The organism is Gilliamella sp. wkB72 (assembly GCF_001693745.1).
GTDB lineage: Bacteria > Pseudomonadota > Gammaproteobacteria > Enterobacterales > Orbaceae > Gilliamella > Gilliamella apicola_E.
The window spans coordinates 47,384-73,063 of the sequence record NZ_LZEI01000013.1; the positions used below are offsets into that span (position 1 = coordinate 47,384).

21 protein-coding genes, 1 tRNA gene and 1 pseudogene are annotated in these 25,680 nt (G+C 33.7%); 7 read left to right on the forward strand and 16 right to left on the reverse strand.

Going from position 1 to position 25,680, the window contains the following annotated elements; translation table 11 throughout:
- Positions 1–68 precede the first annotated feature (68 nt).
- The gene (pcnB, locus tag A9G07_RS08205) at positions 69–1,370 is read right to left on the reverse strand and encodes a polynucleotide adenylyltransferase PcnB (RefSeq protein WP_065734779.1); all 1,302 of its coding nucleotides are present in this window, start codon (positions 1,368–1,370) and stop codon (positions 69–71) included.
- Between the two features lie 410 nt (positions 1,371–1,780).
- Between pcnB and oxyR the strand changes: the two genes are divergently transcribed.
- The 3 genes from oxyR (at position 1,781) to A9G07_RS08220 (ending at position 4,508) form a co-directional block, all read left to right on the forward strand.
- Positions 1,781–2,704, forward strand: coding sequence for a DNA-binding transcriptional regulator OxyR (gene oxyR, locus A9G07_RS08210; protein WP_065734780.1), 924 nt, complete (start codon positions 1,781–1,783; stop codon positions 2,702–2,704).
- A gap of 31 nt (positions 2,705–2,735) precedes the next feature.
- Entirely contained in the window at positions 2,736–3,380 is a 645-nt protein-coding gene (gene fabR / locus A9G07_RS08215; protein WP_065562367.1) for an HTH-type transcriptional repressor FabR, read from the forward strand.
- 99 nt (positions 3,381–3,479) lie between these two features.
- A complete protein-coding gene (locus A9G07_RS08220; RefSeq protein ID WP_065734781.1) occupies positions 3,480–4,508 on the forward strand; it encodes an alpha/beta hydrolase family protein in 1,029 nt (342 codons plus the stop codon).
- A gap of 66 nt (positions 4,509–4,574) precedes the next feature.
- On the opposite strand, the gene pntB is transcribed toward A9G07_RS08220, so the two are convergent.
- Positions 4,575–5,969: a Re/Si-specific NAD(P)(+) transhydrogenase subunit beta gene (gene pntB, locus A9G07_RS08225; protein WP_065562366.1), complete on the reverse strand. Its 1,395-nt coding sequence runs from the start codon at positions 5,967–5,969 to the stop codon at positions 4,575–4,577.
- Positions 5,970–5,984: 15 nt separating this feature from the next.
- Positions 5,985–7,517, reverse strand: a complete 1,533-nt coding sequence (gene pntA, locus A9G07_RS08230) for a Re/Si-specific NAD(P)(+) transhydrogenase subunit alpha (RefSeq protein ID WP_065734782.1) — start codon at positions 7,515–7,517, stop codon at positions 5,985–5,987.
- Between the two features lie 569 nt (positions 7,518–8,086).
- Between pntA and uriT the strand changes: the two genes are divergently transcribed.
- Complete coding sequence (gene uriT, locus A9G07_RS08235; RefSeq protein ID WP_065734783.1) at positions 8,087–9,475, forward strand: uridine transporter UriT; 1,389 nt, start codon at positions 8,087–8,089, stop codon at positions 9,473–9,475.
- A gap of 49 nt (positions 9,476–9,524) precedes the next feature.
- On the opposite strand, the gene A9G07_RS08240 is transcribed toward uriT, so the two are convergent.
- Positions 9,525–10,250 (reverse strand): DUF4198 domain-containing protein, encoded by a 726-nt coding sequence (locus A9G07_RS08240; protein ID WP_065734784.1) that lies wholly within the window; start codon positions 10,248–10,250, stop codon positions 9,525–9,527.
- Positions 10,251–10,542: 292 nt separating this feature from the next.
- On the opposite strand from A9G07_RS08240, the gene mukF reads away from it, so the two are divergent.
- From mukF to mukB, 3 genes are read left to right on the forward strand one after another with little or no spacing between them, the layout of a single operon-like run.
- On the forward strand, positions 10,543–11,865 hold the full coding sequence (mukF, locus tag A9G07_RS08245; protein WP_065562362.1) for a chromosome partition protein MukF: 1,323 nt from the start codon (positions 10,543–10,545) through the stop codon (positions 11,863–11,865).
- Positions 11,866–11,908: 43 nt separating this feature from the next.
- On the forward strand, positions 11,909–12,634 hold the full coding sequence (gene mukE, locus A9G07_RS08250) for a chromosome partition protein MukE (protein WP_065734828.1): 726 nt from the start codon (positions 11,909–11,911) through the stop codon (positions 12,632–12,634).
- A 2-nt stretch (positions 12,635–12,636) separates the two neighbouring features.
- On the forward strand, positions 12,637–17,055 hold the full coding sequence (mukB, locus tag A9G07_RS08255) for a chromosome partition protein MukB (RefSeq protein ID WP_065734829.1): 4,419 nt from the start codon (positions 12,637–12,639) through the stop codon (positions 17,053–17,055).
- Positions 17,056–17,420: 365 nt separating this feature from the next.
- Here the strand turns inward: mukB and A9G07_RS08260 are convergent, their stop codons facing one another.
- From A9G07_RS08260 to secG, 12 genes and pseudogenes are all read right to left on the reverse strand, one after another.
- The gene (locus A9G07_RS08260; protein ID WP_065734785.1) at positions 17,421–17,864 is read right to left on the reverse strand and encodes a hypothetical protein; all 444 of its coding nucleotides are present in this window, start codon (positions 17,862–17,864) and stop codon (positions 17,421–17,423) included.
- 788 nt (positions 17,865–18,652) lie between these two features.
- Positions 18,653–19,069 (reverse strand): hypothetical protein, encoded by a 417-nt coding sequence (locus A9G07_RS08265; RefSeq protein WP_065734786.1) that lies wholly within the window; start codon positions 19,067–19,069, stop codon positions 18,653–18,655.
- A gap of 94 nt (positions 19,070–19,163) precedes the next feature.
- The gene (locus A9G07_RS12210) at positions 19,164–19,331 is read right to left on the reverse strand and encodes a primase-like DNA-binding domain-containing protein (protein WP_081303399.1); all 168 of its coding nucleotides are present in this window, start codon (positions 19,329–19,331) and stop codon (positions 19,164–19,166) included.
- A 264-nt stretch (positions 19,332–19,595) separates the two neighbouring features.
- Positions 19,596–19,967: a toprim domain-containing protein gene (locus tag A9G07_RS08270; protein WP_065734787.1), complete on the reverse strand. Its 372-nt coding sequence runs from the start codon at positions 19,965–19,967 to the stop codon at positions 19,596–19,598.
- 222 nt (positions 19,968–20,189) lie between these two features.
- A complete protein-coding gene (locus A9G07_RS08275; protein WP_065734788.1) occupies positions 20,190–20,960 on the reverse strand; it encodes an antA/AntB antirepressor family protein in 771 nt (256 codons plus the stop codon).
- A gap of 219 nt (positions 20,961–21,179) precedes the next feature.
- On the reverse strand, positions 21,180–21,380 hold the full coding sequence (locus A9G07_RS08280) for a helix-turn-helix transcriptional regulator (RefSeq protein WP_065734789.1): 201 nt from the start codon (positions 21,378–21,380) through the stop codon (positions 21,180–21,182).
- A 384-nt stretch (positions 21,381–21,764) separates the two neighbouring features.
- Complete coding sequence (locus A9G07_RS08285; RefSeq protein ID WP_065734790.1) at positions 21,765–22,400, reverse strand: hypothetical protein; 636 nt, start codon at positions 22,398–22,400, stop codon at positions 21,765–21,767.
- Between the two features lie 135 nt (positions 22,401–22,535).
- A complete protein-coding gene (locus A9G07_RS08290) occupies positions 22,536–23,492 on the reverse strand; it encodes a hypothetical protein (RefSeq protein WP_065734791.1) in 957 nt (318 codons plus the stop codon).
- An 818-nt stretch (positions 23,493–24,310) separates the two neighbouring features.
- Positions 24,311–24,586 (reverse strand): annotated as a pseudogene (locus A9G07_RS12215) (integrase); the annotation flags it as partial.
- Entirely contained in the window at positions 24,580–24,924 is a 345-nt protein-coding gene (locus tag A9G07_RS12220) for an integrase arm-type DNA-binding domain-containing protein (RefSeq protein WP_065734793.1), read from the reverse strand. The pseudogene A9G07_RS12215 and the gene A9G07_RS12220, both read right to left, overlap by 7 nt.
- 186 nt (positions 24,925–25,110) lie before the next feature.
- Positions 25,111–25,196, reverse strand: a tRNA-Leu gene (locus A9G07_RS08305).
- A 7-nt stretch (positions 25,197–25,203) separates the two neighbouring features.
- Positions 25,204–25,590: a preprotein translocase subunit SecG gene (gene secG / locus A9G07_RS12145; protein ID WP_065734794.1), complete on the reverse strand. Its 387-nt coding sequence runs from the start codon at positions 25,588–25,590 to the stop codon at positions 25,204–25,206.
- Positions 25,591–25,680 lie beyond the last annotated feature (90 nt).

The following is a 25,680-nucleotide window of genomic DNA, read 5'->3' on the forward strand; positions in this document are numbered from 1 at the left end:
TTAGAATATGATTATGATTATTTTAATTGAAACATTATAGCGGTTATTTATAAAAGTGCGAATGAAAATTAACGTTTAGTCCGTCGTTTATTCGTTTTACCAAGTTGTCTTACCATGGCTATTTTCTTTTCAGTCGATACTTGTTGAAATTCATCCCACCACTTAGCTAAATCTAAAAGCTCACCTTTTTCGATTGAAGCTCGCATTTCTAATAAATCATAAGCTGCTCGGAACTTCTGATGCTCTAAAATGACAAATGCACGCTTTCCTTCTCGTTTTTTCATTCTTAATTGTAATCGCCACATATCACCCATAACCGCTGTAAAACGTCTTGGTATAGCGATAATACGGCATTGCTCATTTAGTACATCATTAATTGCCATAGAAAAAGAATCGTAATATTGCAAACCGCTCTCAATGCAGTTTAATTGAGTTTGTTCTATAATTGGATACCAAAAAAATGCTGCATATAAAAAAGCAGGGTTAATGCGTTGCTCATTTGCTATACGGTAATCAGTATTTTTTAACACTTGAGCAATCATTTTTTCCATATTTCCTTCATGGTCATGTGTAAATAAACGTTCAACCACTGGAAACAATTGTTTAAATAAATGATACTGCTTTAATAATATATAAGTATCGTAACCATATCCTGATTGTAGTAATTTCAACGATTCATCAAAAAGACGGGCTGAAGGAATATTATTTAATAATGGAGCCAGTTTTTTTATTGGTTCAGCAGTAGCTGGGTCAATTTTCATGTTAAGTTTTGCTGCAAAACGGATTGTCCTTAACATTCTGACTGGATCTTCACGATATCTTGTTTGTGGATCACCAATTAATCGAATAATGCCATTTTGTAAATCTTTTAGTCCACCACAATAATCACGAATTGTATAATCTTTGACGCTATAATAAAGCGCATTCATTGTGAAATCACGACGAACGGCATCTTGCTCTATCGTTCCATAGACATTATCTCGTAATAACATACCTGCTTGTGATCGTTTTGATATGTTCTTTTGTTCACTCTGATCATCATGATCACCTCGGAACGTTGCAACCTCAATTATCTCTTTTCCAAACATAATATGAGCTAAACGAAAGCGTTTACCTATCAAGCGGCAATTTCGAAAAATCTTTTGAATTTGTTCTGGTGTAGCATTTGTCGCAATATCGAAATCTTTAGGTTTTTTACCTAATAGAAGGTCGCGAATACAACCACCTACGAGATAGGCTTCATATCCTTGTTTATTCAATCGATAAAGTACTTTCAACGCATTTTCGCTTATATTCTTACGAGAAATATTATGCTCATTACGTGAGATGGAAATATAATGCGACTCTTGTCGCTCTTTGTGATGGAACATTTTACGATAAAAGCGAGAAACTTGTTTAAAAATAGCGCACCTCGAATTAATAATGGTCTATACTGAAATATAGCGCGCGATTATATCGCAATTAAATCTAACTTTCCATTTTTCTTGAAATAGTTATACCAAGTAAAATAAAGGAAATTTCTTCATATTAATTAAATATTTTATTTGATTTTTTGAACATAATTATCAACAATAGTAATTTATATAGTACAATTAGTTAGATTATTTTTTAACTTTATAAAAATTAATTCAAAATAGATTATCTTATTTATTTTATTAATGACTAATTGATTTAATTAAACTTATACTCTTTTAAAAAAAGATTTTTGATAAAAATAATTATTAATTTGGTTTACAATTAAGAGTATAAAAATATTAACTGATAACTTATTGGGGACTCTATGAATATTCGAGATTTGGAATATTTTGTATCATTAGCTGAATTCCGGCATTTTCGTAAAGCAGCTGATGCTTGTAATGTTAGTCAACCAACACTAAGTGGTCAAATCAGAAAACTTGAAGACGAATTAGGCGTAATGTTACTTGAACGTACTAGTCGTAAAGTATTATTTACTCAAACTGGCATGATGCTTGTTGAGCAAGCTAAAGAAATTTTACGTAATATACAGATTTTAAAAGAGATGGCTAGTCGTCAAGGGGAAGAGATGGCGGGTCCTATGCATATTGGATTAATTCCGACTATCGCTCCATATTTATTACCACATGTGATTACCGTATTACATGAATCCTTTCCTCAACTAGAACTTTATTTACATGAAGCGCAAACTGCCAATATTGTTGCTCAACTTGAAAGTGGAAAATTGGATTGTGCTATTATCGCTCAAGTAAAAGAAACCGCACAATTTATTGAACTACCTTTATTCAATGAACCTATGTTTTTAGCCGTTCCTGCAAATGATGAATTAGCTAGTAAACAGACAGCTAAGCTTTCTAGTCTGAAAGGGAAGAAATTTTTAATGTTGGAGGATGGTCATTGTCTACGCGAACATGCTATGGGGTATTGTTTTCAGGTAGGAATTGATGAAGATAAACAATTTAAAGCGACGAGTTTAGAAACATTGCGTAGTATGATATCAGCAGGACGTGGAATTACTTTATTTCCAGAGTTAGCTGCTCCAAATGAACGTACTCGTGATAATATTTGCTATATTCCATGTACTGATCCTGTCCCAACAAGAAGCATCGCTTTAATTTATCGACCTGGTTCTCCATTACGTTCTCGTTATGAAACTATCGCTAAAACTATTCGTGACCATATGCCAAAAGTCTTTGCTGAAAAAGAACGACTGTTAGGCCAGAAATAATTTATATTTCTTATAGCGCAGAATTTAAAAAATGAAAAATGTTAAAACCTGTGGAGTTAGAGCGCAGCAAAAGGAGAGAACTCGTCGAAGTTTAATTGATGCTGCGTTTCATCAACTCAACGCGGAACAAGGTTTTGCAAGTTTAAGTCTGCGCGAAGTTTCCCGTGAGGCAGGTATAGCTGCTACATCATTTTATCGCCATTTTCGTGATATGGATGAGTTAGGTTTAGCGATGGTTGATGAGAGCGGTTTAACTCTTCGTCAATTATTGCGCCAAGCTCGAAAACGTATTGAAAAGGGGGGGAGTGTTCTTCGAACTTCGGTAACCACCTTTATTGAATTTATTGATAAAAACCCTAAAGTATTTTTATTGTTGCTCAGAGAAAAAGCCGGGACTTCTTCAGCATTCAGATCGGCAATTGCACGCGAAATTCAGCACTTTATTGTGGAGCTTGTTGATTATTTAGACAATGCCAACCAAATGCCACATCATTATAATGAAGCTCAAGCCGAAGCAATGGTGACTATCGCATTTAATGCTGGCGCGGAAGCAATTGATTTCGACATAGTACAACGCCAAGAACTAATTGAAGATCTTATATTTCAACTTCGTATGGTTTCTCGTGGCGCTTATTACCTTTATCATAAAGAAAAAATCAAAAATAATAATGAATAATTATTGTAAGTTGAAATCGTTATTTTAACTCACTATTATCAAAACCTATCTTATTGATTAATATTATTTATATGATGCAGTTATATAGGGAATAAGTTAATGACTAAAGTGTACTATCTGTTTTTTTTCATATATTCAATTTCATTTTTTTGTTATGCAGATTCAAATGTTGAATTTAGGGAAATCCATTATGGAGAAGAAGATGGTAGACCTCTTAACATTGCAATATGGTATCCAACTACTAATCAACAGAAAACAGTATTTATAGGCGATAATGTTGTTTTTTATGGTTCTGAAGTTGTCCCTAACGCAATACCTATCAATGATTCCAGAAAACTTCCGTTAATCGTTGTTTCTCATGGTTACGGTGGTAGCTGGCAAAATTTAAGTTGGCTTGCCTATGAACTTGCAGGTAAGGGATATATTATTGCTGCGCCAAATCATCCAGGAACAACTTTTTTTAATAAAGATATTAATCAATCAAGAAAATTATGGCTACGTCCTGAAGACCTAAGTAAAACTATTGATATTTTAAAAGAAGATAAGCTATTGGCTAACCATATTGATATGAATAAAATATCAGCCATTGGGCATTCCCTTGGCGGTTGGACCGTAATAGCGCTTGCTGGTGCAAGATTTGATATTGATCTATTTAAAGAAGATTGTACTGAAAATTCACAATTGAAAGCTTGCCAATTAGTAAATGAACTAGGTCTTGATAACCCAAAATTAACTCAAAGTATGTTAGATTCAAGAATAAAATCATTTATCTCTTTAGATGCAGGGTTAGTCAGAGGTTTTACTCCCGAAAGTCTGAAAAATATTAATATTCCCTCTTTGATTATTGGAGCTGGTGTTGATGTTGGTGATATGAATGTAGAACTTGAATCAGGCTATTTAAGACGGTTTCTTTTAAAATCATTATCTACTTATACTGTTATACCAGATGCGATGCATTTTAGTTTTATACAAGTTTGTAAACCACAGGCGATAGAAATATTAGAGCAAGAAGCTAAAGGCGAAAGTATCATTTGTAAAGATGGCGGGGAACGAACCAGAACCGAAATTCATGATGAAATAATTAATCAAATTACTACTTTTTTAGATCAAAAAAATTTAAACCCTTAACATCTTATAAAAATACTGCGGCTAAAGCCGCAGTAATATTTTGTATCTACTAAAGACTAATCGTCATTAAAGATTTTGTAAAACTTTTTCAACACTATCTTTGGCATCACCAAATAGCATATAACTATTTTCTTTAAAGAATAGTGGATTTTGAACGCCTGCATATCCGGTATTCATTGAGCGTTTGGATATAATAACCGTTTTTGCTTTCCAAACTTCAAGAACAGGCATACCTGCGATAGGGCTGTTTGGATCTTCTTCCGCTGCCGGGTTAACTGTATCATTTGCACCAATTACCCAAACAACATCTGTATCAGGGAAGTCATCATTGATTTCATCCATTTCTAATACAATATCGTAAGGTACTTTTGCTTCGGCTAATAATACATTCATATGACCAGGTAAACGCCCTGCAACTGGGTGAATACCAAAACGGACTTCTATACCCATACCACGAAGCTTTTCAGTAATATTGCTTACAGCACCTTGTGCTTGAGCAACAGCCATACCATAACCTGGTACGATAATAACTGAACGTGCTTCTTTTAATGTTTGAGCAACTTCTGCTGGCTGCATTTCACGGTATTCACCTTGTTCTTCTTCTGAAGAGCTTGATGCGCTACCATCGCTACCAAAACCACCGGCAATGACGCTGATGAATGAGCGATTCATTGCTTTACACATGATGTAAGAAAGAATTGCCCCTGAAGAACCAACTAAAGCACCGGTTACAATAAGTAAATCATTACCTAACATAAATCCTGCTGCAGCTGCTGCCCATCCAGAATATGAGTTAAGCATTGAAATAACTACTGGCATGTCTGCACCACCAATTGATGCCACAAGATGGAAGCCAAATACTAATGCGATGATAGTCATAACAAGTAGACTAACAAGTGCGCCTGCGCCACTTTTCACACCAATAAAAGTAAACATCAAAATTACTGAAACAACGATTGCCGCTAAGTTCCAGTAGTGTTTATAAGGAATAGAAAGTGGTTTAGAGCTAATGCGTCCATTTAGTTTTCCAAATGCAACGACTGAGCCAGAAAAAGTAACTGCACCAATAAAGATACCAATAAAAATTTCTACTAAATGTACAGTAAGTTCACTGCCAGTGAAAACCATAATATTAGAATCTAAGAAGCTATTGAAACCAACGAGAACTGCGGCCATACCAACGAAACTGTGGAGTAGTGCAACAAGCTCTGGCATTTGTGTCATTTCTACTTTTTTAGCAAGATAAAGACCAATAGCTGCACCAATGACCATAGCAATAATGATCCAGTGTAGTCCGCCTTTAATACTTGCAATAGCAGCAATAAGTGCAATTACCATACCAACCATGCCATAAATGTTTCCAGATTTGGCTGATTCTTGATTTGATAGTCCTCGTAAACTAAATATAAAAAGTAATGCAGCAAGAACATAGGCTGCTTGAATTATTCCATGACTAAACATTATCAATAATCTCCTTTACTTGCCACGTTGAAACATTTTTAGCATTCTTTGTGTAACAAAAAATCCACCAAAAATATTGATACTAGCAATTAAAATAGCAACAAAGGCAATTGCCGTAGTTAAGCCATTATCATCACCGACTTGCAGTATTGCACCTACTAATATGATACCAGAGATAGCATTAGTAACTGACATTAATGGTGTATGTAATGAATGAGTTACATTCCATACTACGTAATACCCTACTACACAAGACAAAGCAAATACAGTGAAGTGTCCTAAAAAGGTTTCAGGAACCACATTAGCTAACCAGAAATAAGCAATAATCAATAAAGCTAAAATGCCAAATTTTTTTGCAGGTTGCATTGGTGTTGGTTCTGGTTTGGCGATAGGTTCAACCGCTTTTTTCTGTGGTTGTGCAGAAACTTGAATTGGTGGAGCTGGCCATGTTATTTCTTTATCTTTAACGACAGTTACGCCACGAATCACAACATCGTCAAAATTAATGTCGATGTTACCATCTTTTTCTTTGGCGAGTAATTTTAATAAGTTAACAATGTTAGTTCCATATAGTTGTGATGCTTGTGCCGGCATTCGGTTAGCTAAATCTGTGTAACCAACTATTTTAACATTATTATCTGTTTCGAATACTTCACCCGGTTTGGTTAATTCGCAGTTGCCACCAGTTAAGGCTGCTAAATCAACAATAACACTACCTGGTTTCATTGACTCAACCATCTCTTTAGAGATAAGTTTTGGCGCAGGTTTACCTGGAATTAATGCTGTAGTGATAATAATATCAACATCTTTTGCTTGTTCAGCAAATAAAGCCATTTCAGCTTCAATAAAGGCTGCAGACATTTGTTTTGCGTAGCCATCTCCAGAACCAGCTTCCTCTTCGAAATCTAATTCTAAAAAGTCAGCACCCATACTATTGATTTGTTCAGCAACTTCTGGACGTGTATCAAATGCACGAACAATAGCACCTAAACTAACTGCTGCACCAATTGCTGCAAGACCAGCAACACCAGCACCGATTACCAATACTTTTGCTGGTGGTACTTTACCTGCAGCAGTGACTTGACCGGTAAAAAATCGACCAAATTGGTTCGCAGCTTCAATAACAGAGCGATAACCTGCAATGTTAGACATAGAACTTAATGCATCTAGTGATTGAGCTCGTGAAATACGAGGCACACAATCCATTGCCATTACAGTAATATTTTTAGTGGCAAGTTTTTCTAAAAGCTCTTTATGTTGAGCTGGATAAATATAACTAATGAGTGTTAATCCCTCTTTCATCAGAGCGATTTCATCATCAGTTGGCGCGTGAAATTTTAAAATAAGATCATTTTGCCAAATATCCTTTGTGTTTTGAATAGTGGCCCCAGCATCAATAAAAGCTTGGTCTTCAAAATGAGCAGCGTGTCCAGCACCTTGTTCTACTGAAACTGTAAATCCAAGTTTTAATAGTTGTCCAACAGTTTGAGGTGTTGCTGCAACCCTAGCTTCATTGGCTAACCGTTCTTTTGGTATACCGATATGCATTACGTTACATCCTTATGTTAAAAAAGATTATTCATGTCTCCCGATTTTAGCACAAATTAGCGACAGTGCGAGTAGGTAATTTATTTTTTATTATCGAAATCTTAATATTAAATTTAATAATAAGTGGATTTTAAATCTGAGAATTGAAATTAGAATATTTCTCTTGTAATCAGTGTGAATAGTTTGTTTTAAAAGTGAACTATCTTAATCGCCATTAAGAACACCTCTGTTTGCCAAAAAAAATTGTTTTTTCTACCTATGATTAAATATTAATTAGATATTTCAATTGGTGAGTGAGTTATCAGACTAAGTTTTGCAATTATCTGATAATTCAACAAGGTTAATTTGAACTTTAATTAATATTTCATAGTCAGCTGAAAACATCAACGACAGCACTATCTCTGATAATAACCTTTTATTGGTTTTATACGTGAGAAAATAAAATTATTGATATTTAATTATATATCAAATAGATACAAATAAATACAAATAAAGAATCATCTCATTTGAGTATAGTTATTAATGATATTCAAATGCCGATCAATTGAAACATTTAATGAGGTAAATATATGGCAGATCTAAGCCAGAAAAAAAATAATATCTTGGCTTTAATGGTTGCTTTGCTTGCTGCATGTGTTGCTTTTCAACTTAATGCAAGTATGTTAAGCCCAGTGTTAGTTACTATAGCGAAAGAATTAGGAACTAATGATGCAGCTGTCGGACTATCTCAAACTTCTTTTTTTACAGCAGCTGCACTATTTTCACTATTCTTGCCCCGATTAAGTGATATAAAAGGGCGAAAAAAAGTATTAACAGCCATGTTGATTATAATGACTTTAGGTACAGTCATTGCTGCTATTGCGCCGAATATTGAAGTTTTGTATGTTGCTCGCATTATTCAAGGTGTATCAGGGCCAGTGGTTCCATTATGTTTGTTAATGTTAAGTTTTGAAGTAAAAGACGTTAAGCAATATGGTATGTTAATGGGTATCATAACAGCAGTAAATGGTGGCATTGCTGGTGTTGATGCTATTGCGGGAGGTTTACTTGCTACGCATTTTGGCTTCCGGTCTGTATTTTGGATTATAGCTATTGTTGCAGCAATTTCGACTTTTTTTGTTCATCGTTTTGCGTCAGAATCTCAGCCCTCTAAAGGTACCAAGATGGATTGGTTAGGCGTTTTGTTAATTGTTTTAACAATAGCTGCGTTATTACTTGCACTTAATGAAGCCGGTAAACTTGACAATGCTAATTGGCTGATTGTTAGTGGTTTAAGTTTATTGGCTTTTTTATGTTTTATTTTATTTTGGAATGTAGAAAAAAGAAGTAAGCAACCTTTAGTCACAATCAATCATTTGAAAAAACGTGCCACCTGGGCGTTGTTATTAACAACCACATTAACCATGACTGGGATTTTTGCCATCGTTAATGGTTTAGTGATGTCAATTGCCCAAAATCATGAAATAGGTTTTGGGTTAGACGCAGATTGGGCATCATTAATTTTTCTCACGCCTTATGCTTTAATTGGTTGGTTTGTTGGGCCATTTTCAGGAAGATTGGCACCAATAATGGGCTATAATAAAGTGCTCAAATTAGGTTTAGTGGGGTGTATTATTGGTATTTTGGTTATTATGTTTTATGGCATTCATTCTTTACCTATTTTATCGGTTGGCGTGATTGTTTTAGGTATTTTTTATGCTGGAATGGCTAATATCATTTTAAATGGATTAGGTATCGTCTTATCTCCTACTGATAATCCAGGATTTTTACCTGGTATGAATGCAGGGGCATTTAATTTAGGTGCTGGTTTGAGTTTTGCTTTATTGCCAGCAATTCAGATGATAAATGGAAACACAATTGATGGTTACTTTAATGGTATGTTGTTAGGTTTAATCATTACGGTGTTAGCTCTATTTTGTAGTTTTCTTATACCTCGTCCGATTAGTGCTGAAGTTTAAAAAGATAATTATAAAAAACGGGATAATGATCCCGTTTTTTATATATAAATTAATCTTCTTCAGGAATTAATGTAAAAACTAATGTAGTAAAAAATTTGTCTTGGGTAGCTAATTGACTATCTTTAAGCGGGAAACCAATTTCAACACCTATAACGTTTAAACCTTGATTTGGTACAATAATAGTAGCCTGGCCTTTATCATCAGTTTTCACTGTTTTGTCTAAATTATTTACAACATCGATGATGACAGGTGTATTGGTTAGTGGTTTACCATCTTTGAAAACGGTTATCGGTAAATTGTCGCCTCGTTTTAATTTTGTTGGGTCAATAGAAGGAACAATTTGTAGTGGAATATCTTCTATTATTTTGGGTTTGTTAACGGATGATAAATAGTTGACACTATATTTTATGGCATGAGTGCCCTTATCTGCACCTTTAACTTGATTCATCGGCAAATTAACGTATTTACCATCCGAATTTTTTGTCCAATAACCATAATCAAAATCAACTGTTACTACAGCTGTATCTTTTGCAGGTTCGATGGTCACAAAGTTATTATGTGCTGTTTTTGAAACGGATAGTACCGACCAATCACTATTATAAGCTTTAACTTTTTTCACCATTTCAGGTTGATAGCCATTATCTAAAGGTCCTTCACCTAAAATAATCTGCTTTTGATCGACTCGATCAGTAATCCATATACCATGAGCTGTCACGGATTGTGAAATTAAACCCATTAAAGTCCCCAATAAAACTGATAATAATACTTTACGCATAGATACCTCAATATTTTAAATGAAAACGATAATTATTATCATTTTTATATTTATATAAGTCAATTTAAATATAAAGTTAATTGGCTAATAAATTGGTCTTTTTTGTCTTGGTAACAAGTTTATTTAAGAAAATTAAATATTGGTTATCACATCTAATAATAAATCCTAAACTTAGCTATTTTTAACTACTACAATTTGTTATATAATCGATAAAATTTTGTCCATAACACAATATATTGTGTTTCTCATATTATTTTAAGATGTCGTGTGCATCTTTAATTAAGGAATCACTATGATGGATTTTTCCCAATCAGTGCCAGAACTGGTCTCTTGGGCAAAAAAGAATGATTTTTCGATTGCTCTACCTGTTGAGCGATTAGCCTTTTTATTAGCAATTGCTGTATTAAACAGTGAGCGCTTTGATGGCGAAATGACTGAATCTGAATTAATTGACGGATTCAGACATGTCTCTCAGATCTTTGAGCAAAGTGAAGATACTATTACTGTTCGAGCTAACAATGCCATTAATGATCTAGTGCGCCAACGTTTAATTACTCGCTTTGCTAGCGAAATGACCGATGGTTATTCTATTTATCGTTTGACTCCACTAGGAATCGGCATTTCTGATTACTATATACGCCAACGAGAATTTTCGACTTTACGCTTATCTATTCAGCTTTCTATTGTTGCACAAGAATTAAAGCGTGCAGCAGATGCGGCTCTTGAAGGTGGCGATGATTTACATTGGCATCGAAATGTTTTTGCTCCATTGAAATATTCTGTTGCAGAAATTTTTGACAGTATTGATATCACTCAGAGAGTAATGGATGAACAACAAGCTGAAGTTAAACAAAATATTTCAGCATTGTTAAGTCAAGATTGGCAAGCAGCCATCAGTAGTTGTGAAGGTTTACTTACCGAAACATCACAAACATTGCGTGAGCTGCAAGATACGTTGGCAGCAGCAGGTGATAAGCTACAAGCCAGTTTGCTTCTGATACAAGATGCCACATTAGATAATCCAGATCTTGATAAAATTAACAATGTTGTTATGGATCTGCAAGGAAAACTAGACCGAATTATTGGCTGGGGACAAAAAGCAATAGACCTATGGATTGGTTATGATAGACACGTTCATAAATTTATTCGTACAGCAATCGATTTAGATAAGAATCGAGTTTTTTCTCAGCGATTACGTAAATCGATTCAAAGCTATTTTGATTTACCATGGTCACTCACTTTTGCTAATGCTGAGCGTTTACTTGATATGCGTGATGAAGAGTTAGCACTGCATGAAGCAGAAGTGACGGGTGAATTACCATCCGAGCTTGAGTTTGAAATGATTGAAGAAATTCAAGAACATATTATTTCGCATATAGAACAAAATTTATTGATCTTTAAACAAGAAAATAAACCACTTGATATGAGTAATGCAATTCATAGCTATTTAGCACAGTTCCCACGTGAACAACATTTTGATATTGCAAGATTGTTTATTGATCAGGCTATTCGATTAGGTGTTGCCGAAGGCGATTTACTCGGTATCCCAGCCGAATGGAAACCTATTAACGATTATGGAGCTAAGGTACAAGCACATGTCATCAACAGATATTAATGATTTAGAAATAGAACAAACTTCCCATCATCTTGATGAGGTTATGGGGCGTATTGCAGCAAGCTCTCAAGCGTCGATAGATAAGTTTATGCCGGTAAAATTAGCTCAAGCTATTGCCAATCCAATATTTCCGGAACTTGACAGTCTATTAAGGTCAGGTCGTCATATTGGTATCGATGAGCTTGATAATCATGCTTTTTTAATGGATTTCCAACTTGAGCTTGAACAGTTTTATCAACGTTATAATGTTGAGCTTATTCGCGCACCGGAAGGATTTTTCTATCTTCGTCCTCGTTCAACTACTCTGATTCCACGTTCAGTATTATCTGAACTTGATATGTTAGTCGGTAAAGTGCTTTGTTATCTCTATTTAAGTCCAGAGCGATTAGTACATGAAGGCATTTTTACCTTACAAGAACTTTTTGATGAGCTTGTTTCATTAGCGGATGAAAGTAAATTATTGAAACTAGTCAATCAGCGTTCTACAGGCTCGGATTTAGATCGCCAAAAATTATTTGATAAAGTAAAAACTGCATTAAATCGATTACGTCGACTTGGTATGATCTTCTTTATTGTAGGTAATGATAGTAGCCGTTTTCGTATTAATGAATCTATATTCCGATTCGGAGCTGATGTGCGTAGCAGTGATGATGCTCAAGAAGCACAATTACGCCTGATTCGCGATGGTGAAGCGATTAAAATTGAATCATCACTTATATTAGATGATGATAATAGTGATGATGAAGATGTTAATGAGGAGATTGAATAATGATAATGAGACACGGTAAATTTCACTCATTAACCTTAATTAATTGGAACGGTTTTTTTGCTCGAACGTTTGAGCTTGATCAGCTTGTCACCACACTTTCTGGTGGTAATGGTGCTGGTAAATCAACCACTATGGCAGCATTTGTCACTGCATTAATCCCAGATTTAACCTTATTACATTTTAGAAATACAACTGAAGCTGGAGCAACTTCGGGTTCTAGAGATAAAGGTTTACATGGTAAATTAAAGCCAGGCGTGTGTTACTCGATGCTGGATGTAATTAATTCTCGTAATCAACGGATTATCTGTGGTGTGCGTTTGCAGCAGGTTGCTGGTCGTGATAAAAAAGTTGATATTAAACCTTTTTTAATACAAGGTTTGCCTGTCAATATTACTCCAACAGAATTAGTAACAGAGCGCTTAAATGAAAAACAGGCTAGAATTTTATCTTTACCAGAATTAAAAGATAAGATTGAATCAATGGAAGGGGTTATCTTTAAGCAATTTAATTCCATTACTGATTATCATTCAGTTATGTTTGATTTTGGTATTTTACCTAAAAGGTTACGTTCTTCATCTGATCGAAGTAAATATTATCGTTTAATTGAAGCTTCTCTTTATGGTGGGATTTCTAGTGCTATCACCCGATCATTACGTGATTATTTATTACCAGAAAATAGTGGTGTTAGAAAAGCATTCCAAGATATGGAAGCAGCACTTCGTGAAAATCGGATGACACTTGAAGCTATTCGAGTTACACAATCAGATCGTGATTTATTCAAACATCTCATTACTGAATCTACAAATTATGTGGCTGCTGATTATATGCGTCATGCTAATGAGCGTAGAGTTCATATCGAGTCCGTTTTAGGACTACGTCGAGATATGTTCAAAACGCAAGATCTGCTTATCAGTAATCAGTATCGACAAGTTGAGATGGCAAAAGAGCTTAAAGAATATCAAGATGCTCAAGGCGATTTAGAGACCGACCTTCAGGCAGCAAATGATCATCTTAATCTTGCACAAACTGCTTTGCGTCAACAAGAAAAAATTGACCGCTATCAAGCAGATTTAGATGATCTTAATATAAAACTTGAAGAGCAAAATGAAGTTGTATTTGAAGCAAATGAACAGTATCAAACTTACCGAGATCAAGTTGAACAGACAGAACAAGAAGTTGATGAGATTAAAACTCAATTAGCAGATTATCAACAAGCTTTGGATGTACAACAAACTCGAGCTATTCAATATCAGCAAGCAATTCAAGCTCTGAAAAATGCCCAACAACTATGCCAATTGCCTAAATTAGGTATAAGCAATGTTGAAAATCACTATGAAGTTTTTCAAGAAAAACAAAAAGAAGTTACTGAAAAATTATTAGAATTGGAGCAGAGAGTTAGTGTTTCTGATGCTGCAATAAGTCAATTTGATAGAGCGTATCAACTAGTTGTTAAGTTGGTTGGCGATGTAGTACGAAGTGAAGCATGGAGTGCTGCTAGAGAAGCATTAAAACAATGGCCTTCACAATGTTATCAAGCTGAGCAAGCAGAACATTTACAGCTACAATTAGATGAATTAGAACAACGCTTTTTTGAACAAAAAGAAGCTGAATCATTACTAACTCAATTCTGTAAGCGTTTTGGTCGTCAAATCAATTATGATGAACTTGATGAATTAAAACAAGAACTTGAAGTTCAATTGGATCAAAATGCCGAGCTTGCTAACGAATCAAGTGAAAAACGAATTGAATTTAGGCAAGAATTTGAGCAAATACAAACAAAAATAAGTGACTATCGTCAAAAAGCCCCATTATGGTTAAAAGCTCAAGATGCACTTATAGCATTGCAAGAACAAACACAACAAACTTTTACTAATAGTCAATCAGTTACTCAGCATATGCAACAACTGCTTGAACAGGAACGTGCTTTAGTTACTCAGCGTGATCAAATAAACTTCAAACGAAATCAACTTGATACGCAAATAGAACAACTTAATCAACCAAGTGGTGTTGATGACGGACGTTTATCTGTTTTAGCTGAACGATTCAATGGTGTTTTACTTTCTGAAATTTATGAAGATGTAACAATTGATGATGCACCTTATTTTTCAGCATTGTATGGTCCGTCAAGGCAAGCCATTGTGGTACCGGATTTATCATTAGTCAAAGCACAACTCGAAAGCCTTACTAGCAGTGAAGAAGATTATCCTGAAGATATCTATTTTATCGAAGGTGATCCATCATCATTTGATGATAGCGTATTTGATTGTGAAGAGATGAATAAATCGGTTCTTGTTAAAACAGGTGATCGTCAATGGCGTTTCTCAAGTTTTCCTAAAGTTCCTTTGTTTGGTCGAGCTGCACGTGAAATACATCTTGAGAAATTATCAGCTGAACGTGATGAGCTACATGAACTTTATGCAACAATTTCGTTTGACCTTCAAAAATTGCAACGTATTGAGCAAAATGTTGGGCAGTTTATTGGTGAATATTTATCTGTAGCTTTTGATATCGATCCAGAAGCCGAAGTACAAAAACTAACAACACGACGCAATGAAATTGAACGCCAATTATTAGCACAAGAAAGCATTGATAAACAAAACCAACAGCAAGTGGCAATTTGTAAAGAGCAGCTAGCTACAGTTAATCGATTAGTTGCTCAGATGCATTTATTGGCTGATGATGATTTAGCCGATCGAGTTGATGATTTACGTGAACAAGTGGCTGAAGCGCAAGAAGCTGCGCAATATGTGAGTCGTCATCGTCATACTGTTTCGGAATTAGAACCAATTATTGCTGTGTTACAAAGTGATCCTGAACAGAATGAATCACTACGTGAGCAATATAATACTATCAAAGCTCAGCAACAAACTATTCGTCAACAAGTTTTTGCCTTAACCGAAGTCATGCAACGCCGTGCGCATTTTAGCTATGAAGATTCGGCTGGAATGCTAAATGAAAATAGTGATTTGAATGAAAAACTACGTTCTCGACTTGAGGTGGTTGAAGCACAGCGTACTGAAGCACGTAGCCAGATGCAACAGTACCAAGATAAATACAATCAATATAATCAAACTCTTGCTTCTTTAAAAAGTGCATTTGAAACTAAACGTGACATGCTTAATGAGTTGCATAAAGAGGTTGAACAAATAGGTGTTAAAGCGGATGCAGCAACCGAAGAACGAGCACGTATTCGTCGTGATGAAATTCATCAAAAACTTAACAGTAATCGCCAACAATGCACATCGCTTGAAAAACAACTTATTATGTGCGAAAGCGAAATGACACAAATGCAAAAACGTTTAGCACAAACACTACGTGATTATAAACAATTACGTGAACAAGTTGTGGAAGCGAAAGCAGGGTGGTGTTTAGTTTTACGATTAGTTAAAGAAAATAGCGTTGAACGAAGGTTACATCGTCGAGAATTAGCTTATCTAAGTGCTGATGAATTGCGCTCTATGTCAGATAAGGCACTCGGTTCATTGCGTCTAGCAGTAAATGATAATGAACATTTACGTGATGTATTAAGATTATCCGAAGATCCAAAACGACCAGAGCGTAAAATACAATTTTATATTGCGGTTTATAAACATCTTCGTGAACGAATTCGTCAAGATATTGTTAAAACGGATGACCCAATTGAAGCTATTGAGCAAATGGAAATTGAGTTATCACGATTAACTGAAGAACTTACCTCACGTGAACAGCAATTGGCAATTAGCTCAAAAAGTGTGGCTAATATTATTCGTAAAACTATTCAACGAGAGCAAAACCGTATTCGTATGCTCAATCAAGGTCTGCAAGCGGTGGCATTTGGTCAGGTAAATGGTGTACGTCTTAATGTTAGTATCCGGGAAGCTCACTCTTCGTTATTAGCAGCATTAGCTGATGATCAAAACGAGCATCAAGATCTGTTTAGTAATAATCGTATTACTTTCTCAGAAGCATTAGCTAAACTTTATCAACGCTTGAATCCTCATATTGATATGGGGCAGCGAACTGCGCAAAATATAGGTGAAGAATTGCTTGATTATCGAAACTATCTGGAAATGGATGTTGAAGTTAATCGTGGCGCTGATGGCTGGTTACGTGCTGAAAGTGGTGCATTATCAACAGGTGAAGCAATCGGTACAGGTATGTCGATCCTATTGATGGTGATTCAAAGTTGGGAAGAAGAATCTAAACGCTTGCGTAATAAAGACATATCACCTTGTCGTTTATTATTCCTAGATGAAGCAGCCCGACTTGATGCTAAATCAATTGCAACGCTCTTTGAACTTTGCGAAAGATTGGAAATGCAACTTATTATTGCAGCGCCAGAAAATATCAGTCCGGAAAAAGGCACAACGTATAAATTAGTACGTAAAGTCATTAATAACCAAGAACATGTTCATGTGGTTGGTTTAAAAGGCTTTGCATAATTTAATTTAACAAACTAATTCGCCGACTTTATGTCGGCGATATATGGTAGCGTTCAATCTAATCAAAAAGTATGATTGGTATTTGCATCGTTTAAAAAAACAAAATAGGCTACAAACTATTTATACTCTTTTTGATGTGCTTTACAGGATTTTAAAGAATCCTGCTGAATATTGAATTGGTGAATGGGTGGCGGCTTTTTTAAACCTCATGAATACTTCAGAACAATAACATATGCAGCATAATTAGCCAATGGCCAAATTTTTCACTAATGTATGTATCCTATCTATTAATAATAGTTGCTCAAAATTTGTTACTAATAAATATTAAAGTATCTATAAGCAAATTAAAGTGTTATTCCTGATACTTATTTTATTCTATTACAAACTGATTCGATTTTAGATCTAAAATCAATAGTATCTGTGTGATTATTGAGTTTTTTTATGCGTTTCGTTATTATGATGTTAAATGAGTCGTTATCCTTGATTTCTAAAGATTGTTTCAGAGTGCAATTTGATTCATAACATATTTCATTTACTGTACTGTTAAAGCCGTTGACATCGATAGTTTGTTTTGTTCCATCATTTTTAATTTCGTAAAACTTATCATCTAATATTCTAAATTTCATTGTAAAATCTTCAGGCTCAGTGGTATGTTTAAGCTCTTCTTCTGGGGATACATTTAGCCCTATACCATATATCGCAGTGCATTGCCAATCGCCCACAAGATATTCTTTGAGAACTTTATTATCACTCTCACCACAACCGAATAGAATTAGACTAACCATGCTTATAAGAATAAAATTTTTCATAACATTCCTTTGTTTTTGAATAATAATATGAGAATTATTCTTCAATATCAACTAGATGTTAAACTTTGCATTAATGAAATTTTCATTTTCTATCAAACCTTATCAATATGTAGACTTTCAATTTCAGTCAAAGGGTATTTCTAATTATTTTATTTATTACTATTTTTTTGACGGTTTTTCTGTCGTTATAAAATTTTTAGTTATACAAGATTTACATAAATAAACATATAATTAAAAAGTGGTTATAAATGTAACTTACTGATACTTGCAGAATAGTAAAACAGGCTTTGAGCCTTGTTTATTCAGGTTTTGATGTGGTTTAAAGAATTTTAAAGAATGTTACTGAATATTGAATTGGTGCCGTGGGCGGGACTTGAAAAGCATCTTTTTAATATTTTGTGATAAAGGTTGATGCTTTTTTATTTGTTTTGCGTACCCCCATTTGTACCCCCAAAATGAAAAATGACCCCATAAATTAGATATTATTATCCTTCTACAAAAAGCATAAAAATTAAAAAAATCGGGTTAGCGTTAAAATGAAAGAGGGCGAGCGGTTTGGATGACTAAAATCTGTGGAAATTTACCCATCCGCCCATAAAAATAAAATTTTATAAAAAAGTATTCACAAGTATACGCGCATTTTTCAACCCTCTTTCCTTATAAGGCTTCAAGCTAGTGAACACTTAGCGCAACAGCGTACACTAGTTTTCACTAGCATTAGATACAACATTTGATTAACAATTGATTTTATGTTGTATGAATTTTTATGCAAGTGTACACCTTTTGTTTTAATTACGTGTTGAAAGAATACGAACAATTGTTTGCAAAGATGGAATTAATGCAAACATTAACAAAATGAAAAAAATTCCCGTAATTACTACAGAAATTATGAAAAGATTTACAAATGATCTTTCTTTGTCCATATCAATATTTTTTCTTTTTATATAAAACTTTATACATTTAAAAAAAACATTAATAGACCATATGAAACAGGTAACCAACAATAATGGAGTAAATATGAAGTTTCCTAAAGAATGTGGTAAAAAGGACGCTAGAATTGTAGCTATTAAAATACACACGCCTAAATTTCTAATTGCCTCAATAAATTTATCAGTATATATTATGGTGTTATCTAATTCTGGTAATAATTCCTTAAAAGAGCTTGTTAATTTGAATTCTTTACCAAAGATTTTTATTTTTTTCATATCTAAATTTCCTTATAAATAAAAAACGCTCAAATTAAGCGGTTTATATTATAACAAATAATAACAACTAACTAGGTTCTTCTGCTCTTGGTAACTAGTCTTTGCTTATGTTTAAGTTTATTTCTGAATTAGTTTTTATACCTGTATTAGTTCTTTTTTTGATATAGGTCTTTCTATTTTCATTTATCACGTAATTTAATGAAGTACCAAAACCACTTAAGGACAGTGGATTATTATGCTCTGTGTTTTGGACATACTCAATATAAGTATGCTAGCAATATTTCTTTGGATTAAATGGTATTATGCCTTAATTGCCGATTAACATCCCATTGGGATAATCAAGGACATCAAGATAACTACAAAAATCCACAAAATGATCAGATTCGCGTTTAATCGCGAGTTTATTTCTTATCAGGTTAGTGCGTTGAGTGGATGCCATTTGCGATAAATTCATGCCTGATAATTCTTTTTTTACCTTAGCATTTCTCAACATGTCATAATTTTGTGTGACAAATTTTGACAAGTTTTATAACTCAGGTTTTATAAGGTTTGCATTAAATGAAGCTAAGGTTTTCTCGAGTCCAAATTGTTGCCTGAAATCGTCCCAATCAGCTTTGAAATCGGTATCAGGTATTAAGTAATAGCCATTAATTGCTTGAGCTGTTTCTATCGCTTTTTCTTTACCTGTGTTTTTGTCATTACCTATATCATTATCGCCTGCTATGATGATTTTAGAGGTAGGATTTATTTCACGGATAGAGTTAGCGACATGAATAAGATTACCTGCTTCAATGGCTGATATAACAACAGATTGTTGTTTAAATTCCGCTATCGAAATCCCTGTGGCTAAGCCCTCATAGATAAAAATCTCATATGGGATATAAGAGGATTTTTGCAATAAAAACTAAAGTTTGCTTGCCAAAATGTCGAAAAATTAAATTATTCCCAAAAAGTAGCTATCTGATTGGCTATTGATAGTAGAAAAATCTTCATTGCCAACTAAGAAGAAAAATTTCACCTTTTGGATAGCGTGAATCGTGCCATAATGATCTACTAAGTAATTATTTATGGGATATAGATAGCCCTATTGCTAGGGCTTTCAAATTGTTTAAATTAGCTTTTAAGGACATAATGCTTCATCGCCCAATAACCGAATCATATAGTTTTTTGATAGCTTGATAAGCTCTGGTTTTCGTTTTTCGTAATCCCACCCCATATCAATTAGTGTAATATTTGATTTTTCTAGGTAGGCTAGGTGATTAAGCTGCTGTTCATTAAGATAATCGCGAATATCACCAGTGATATTATGTACTTTTCTAAAATCCTTCGCAGTCATACCAAGCACAATACTATTAATCATATTAAATTCATTAGTGTAGTGATATGTTTTAGTCTTTTTACCCTGTGATAGCCTTTGTAAAGTTAATGCATCACGCATAGGACGGGTATAATCTGCCACCTCAATGCGTGCTTTTAACCGCTTGAGCTCTTTCTTTTCGATTACAGGCTCAATTTCCTTAAGATGTTGTTCACAACGAATAAAGTACTTTCTTATTGCTCTACCTTTTTCGTTGTTTTCAATCATTGCTAATACTTTAGCGGTTCCGATTGTCAGGATGTAATCTGTACTTTTACGATCTCCACCTCGCTCACTTGTCCATTTTATTTGTTGCTCGTTATTTGTGCTTTGATTCCTAAATTCTGATGAATCAAAGATTAAAAAATCATCATTGTTAATAAGCCCATATTCTTTTATTCTTCCCTTTATCCAGGTTAAAAAATCATTTCCTACGTTTAAGTAATTATGCAAATCCTTTGCGCTAACTGTTTGCTGTAATTTGCCGTTTAATTGCGTTTCTGTTACTGGTACTAAATTATTAAAATCTGTCATTTTCTATAACTCCTAATGTGTCAGAAAATCCCCCATTTAGCTAAATTTAGGCAAGGGGATACCGTCAGCGCAAAAATGCGCTTTGTTCTTAAATAATTAACTAAATGGTTATCTTTTTATGTAGACACTTATAGCAAGATTGGCTATGATTGGAGGCGTCTAAGTTCCAATCGAAGCCCTTTACTATTTCGTCATATAAAGGGTTTTGCTTTATCTCCATTATGTCACCTCGCGATGTTTTACTTTGCGAGATTCAAGCCAAGAATAAATTTCATCTGCTCGATAGCCAACACGGCGTAAACCTATTCTGATTTTTTGGTGAAAGGTTTCATCTTTCTGTTCTAGCCTATAAAGGCTAGTGTCACTTATGAAGTGAAGTAAGGTTTTTACTTCTTTTTTGGATAGAATGTTGTTATTCATTAATTATCTCCTCAATTTATCAGTATTTGACACTATATTACTGTATAAATACTTAGTCATCCATTAAGATAGGAATTACTTTAAAATATTTATAATTCCGCCAAAATAATACATATTCCGCCAATAACTTGACCGATGATAATATTAATAAAAACAATTAATTAATTGAATAATCTTGGAATAAATAGTACATAATCGTTGTAGAGCGTTATCGGTCGTTTATAATCTTTCACGTTTTTTTATAAATTTTTATTTTATTTAAGGCATAAATAGATAAATAGAATAATTCGGATATATTAAATAATTTTATTTTCAATAAGATAGCTAATAATAGAAAGGGATGACCAACGGACTTCTAAGCCGTAGGTCATTTGAGTTGAAATGCTAATCTAATGTATAAGAAAGTGCTACTTTTGCTTTTTCATAAAATGATGATTTGGATAATCCATTTAAACTCAAATTATGAGCTTTTGCTAATTCATCAATTTCTTTTTTTATTGTAGCTATATTAGGATTATCTACAGTACCATAAGCATTACCTTGTTTCTTGGCTAATAATTTTAATAAAATGCCTGTCATTTTATAAATGTTTACCTGTTCTTCATCTTTCTTATATTGCCCTCTCTGGCTTTTAGATAATTCAATTCCAATTTCTAATAATTCATCACCGCCTATCGTGTTTAACATTTCTCTCCATTTTTGTGTTCTTGTTAATCTAATCATGGCTGTTAAAGCACGTTTTTTAACTGGTTCTGGCGTATTATTTTCATCAAGTAATGGGTAAGCAATAACAAACATTATATCTGCATGAACGTTGTTACGATAACGTAAATCTAACGCATATAAGCACCGTTCAATATGATTTTTATAAGCTTTAAAGTCTGCTATCATTTCTGCTGGTATGTCTTTTATTTTCATATATGGTTCTAAACCACATAATAATAAAGCAAGCTCTTTTGTTTCGATTATAGGTAATTTTACAGCTTGCTCGAATACTCCCATCTTAGCAAAACTAACCATTTACATTCCTCACGCCCCTAATAGAAATTTGCGCCAGTTCGCTAGAGTTGCGAATATTCGGGGATCAGCCTAGATGCAAATAATATTATAATATTCAGTTAGCTACATTATAGCACTGTGTTTGTATACATTTAATTATTTTGTACTAAGCAAGTACTTTTTTTGATTGTTAATGATTCTTTTAAAATTACTTTGAAATCCAAACATTATTTGAGATAAGGAGTGATTAAAAAATAGAACATCATTTTTTGAGAAATCATTACTTTTTTTATAATAAGAAACAACATTAGGAATATCTGAATATAATAACATTGCCTCATAATGAAGAACGCTATGCTTAATTGAATTAAAAAGATTGTTAATGGTTTTTAAAAACTCAGTATTATCTTCATAATAATCAATACCATTACCAATGATAATCTGTTTACAAAGCGGATAAATGTTATCTTTTTTAGTTGAAAATAGGTCTCCTATACAATCCACTTCAATTTTGTTTCTTGCCTTGAATAGGCTTTTATAACAAGTAACATATGTCAATTGAACCAGCTCATCAAATAAGCTTCTAATGGAAAGTATTAATCCTTCTGTTTTTAACCTATAAAGAATTAATGGATTTTGTTCTTGTTGCGTTAGTTGATATGGATTTTGTAAATTTTTTATATTTTCTTCATGAAATTTTACAATATCTATAAATTCGTGTTGAATTAATAAATGCTTATTAACAATCATTAAAGACTGCAATTCTGGATTGGTAAATCTCTCTATTTCTTCATATTTTGGCATTTGAAGAAAACTATATGATTCAATTTGAAATTGTTTTATTGAACATTCCTTATTGTAAATATAATTTTCTTCAATCAAATTAGTTCTGGGGAATATATCCTCTTTTACAATCCATTGATCATTTTCAAAAACATATATCTGTCCCTTTGGTAATTCTTGACTTGGTAATTCTATATCAGTTGAGTTTGTAGGAAGTCCAATCCCTTTTTGTTGATAGTAATTATCTTCTTTATGTGTAAAAAATTTGTCCCATTTATTATAGTGAAAAATGGTTACATATCGATCATACTCATAAAACTCTTTCTGCATAAGTATAGCTCCAATAAAGTATAACAATTTATTTCTTAACCAATCTCAGGATAGTAATATACTTATTGCATAATCATATACTTTCAATATACATTTATAATCAAGGAATGATTTACTTAAGCAATGACTTCCATTAGTATCCATTATTTTAAAGCCTTTTTACTCGATACCTGAGTGTATACCTATTTTTATTGTGAATAATTGTTTTGAAAAACAACCCTCAAGTAAGCAATATTTAGTTCGCATTTATTAAGTATGTTTTCCGTGCTTACCTTTGTGTATAACAATTCATCAGTCTTATTTTTATGGGCTAACAAAAATTATAATTCTAATCAGTCTAGATGTAGTTATGTTAATTAAAAGTGTTATTTATAAAAACACCTCATGCAATCAAAGTAATAATATTGCTTCTAACATGTCCTTAAATTCTTCAAGCCAAGTAGGGAGGGGAAGTAAATTTCTATAACTCTAATCTTTCACACCCCTTACCCTCATTTTTGTGCTGCACCAGCACCGCGAATTGAAATAATTTTTTTAAATTTTATTTATTCATTTTCACTATATTAATAGCTGTTTAATAATATTATATAAATCAATTTGATAACTATAGGATTAAGATTATATTTGAATGCAAATAGTAGTGAACACTTTTAATGAAAAGTTAAGAATAATAGGGGAGTAAGTATAAAAAACAGTTTAATAACTGGCATATGTAAAGGGTAATATTTGAAAAAGCAACACTCACATTTGAGGAGTGGATCTTATTAATAATTGAAAGCGTAACTCAAATATGAGGTAGGATATGTAACGCGGTATAATTAATGATTAACTAGCTTTAAATTGCGGTTACCTGATAGTGAGACATTCCCTTTACTGGCTTGCTCGACAAAGTCACCCCACCAGTCAAGCATGATTCTTTTTTGTTGTTCGTATTCTGCTCGGTTATAAGTTCGCCTAACTGCGTTCTTATCAACGCGCGATAATGCGCTTTCTATTACGTCATAATTAAAGCCCTGTTCATTTAAGGTAGTACTTGCTAACGATCTCAATCCATGCGCGACTAATTTATCTTTGTAACCCATGCGCTTTATTGCCGTTCAGCCATGGAGTAGAATGTATTGCAGATTGCTTCTTGCTTAAGTTGTTCTTGTTCCGCTTTATGTTCTTGGGGGTCTATGCCTTGCTTAATTAATTCGCGTGCTTCCTCGCGTTGTTTTCGCGCTTGTTGTAGCGAAACTTCTGGATATTTACCAAAAGATAATAATGTCTCTTTATTTGATATGGGTTTTTTATATTTAAATCGCCATAATTTAGCTCCTGACGATTTGACTAACAAAAAAAGACCTCCACCATCAAAATACTTTTTATCCTTACTATTGGCTTTTAATGCTTTTATTTGTGTATCAGTCAAAGGGGTAGTTTTAATAGCCATTTTTCACCTTTGGGGGTATCTAATTATAAAGGCACTTTATCCTACCCCCAAATATACCCCCATTATTTTTTTGTTGTAAATGTATCTTACTGATGCTTACGAAATAGCAAAACAGGCTTTGAGCCTTGTTTATTCAGGTTTTGATGTGGTTTAAAGAATTTTAAATAATGTTACTGAATATTGAATTGGTGCCGTGGGCGGGACTTGAACCCGCATGCCCTTAGAGCACTACCCCCTCAAGATAGCGTGTCTACCAATTTCACCACCACGGCGCCGTTTTTATTCTGGAATATCTGAAGTCGGATTAATACTCTGTGGCTGTATAACTGGATCAGTAGTTGGAATTACTTGCCTATTACTGTTCGAGTCTTCTGTACTTTGCTGTGTAGTTGTATTATCGCCAACATTTTTGAAATCATCGCTGATATTAGTTGTTTTTGAGCTACCAATATTAGACAAAATAATACTTAATGCAAAGAATAATACACCTAATATTGTCGTTGTACGTGTAAGGAAGTTTCCACTACCTGATGAGCCAAATAGAGTCGCAGATGCACCCGCACCAAAAGACGAGCCCATGTCAGCACCTTTTCCGCGCTGTATTAACACTAAAACGATTATCGCAAGTGCGATAATTAAATAACCTATAATTAATAGTTCGTACATTTCAACCTGTCAATTTTATGTTATAGAACAGAATTTATTGATGCGAAATATTAGCGAAAGAGTGAGCAACAAGCAAGTATATTTTGTTAT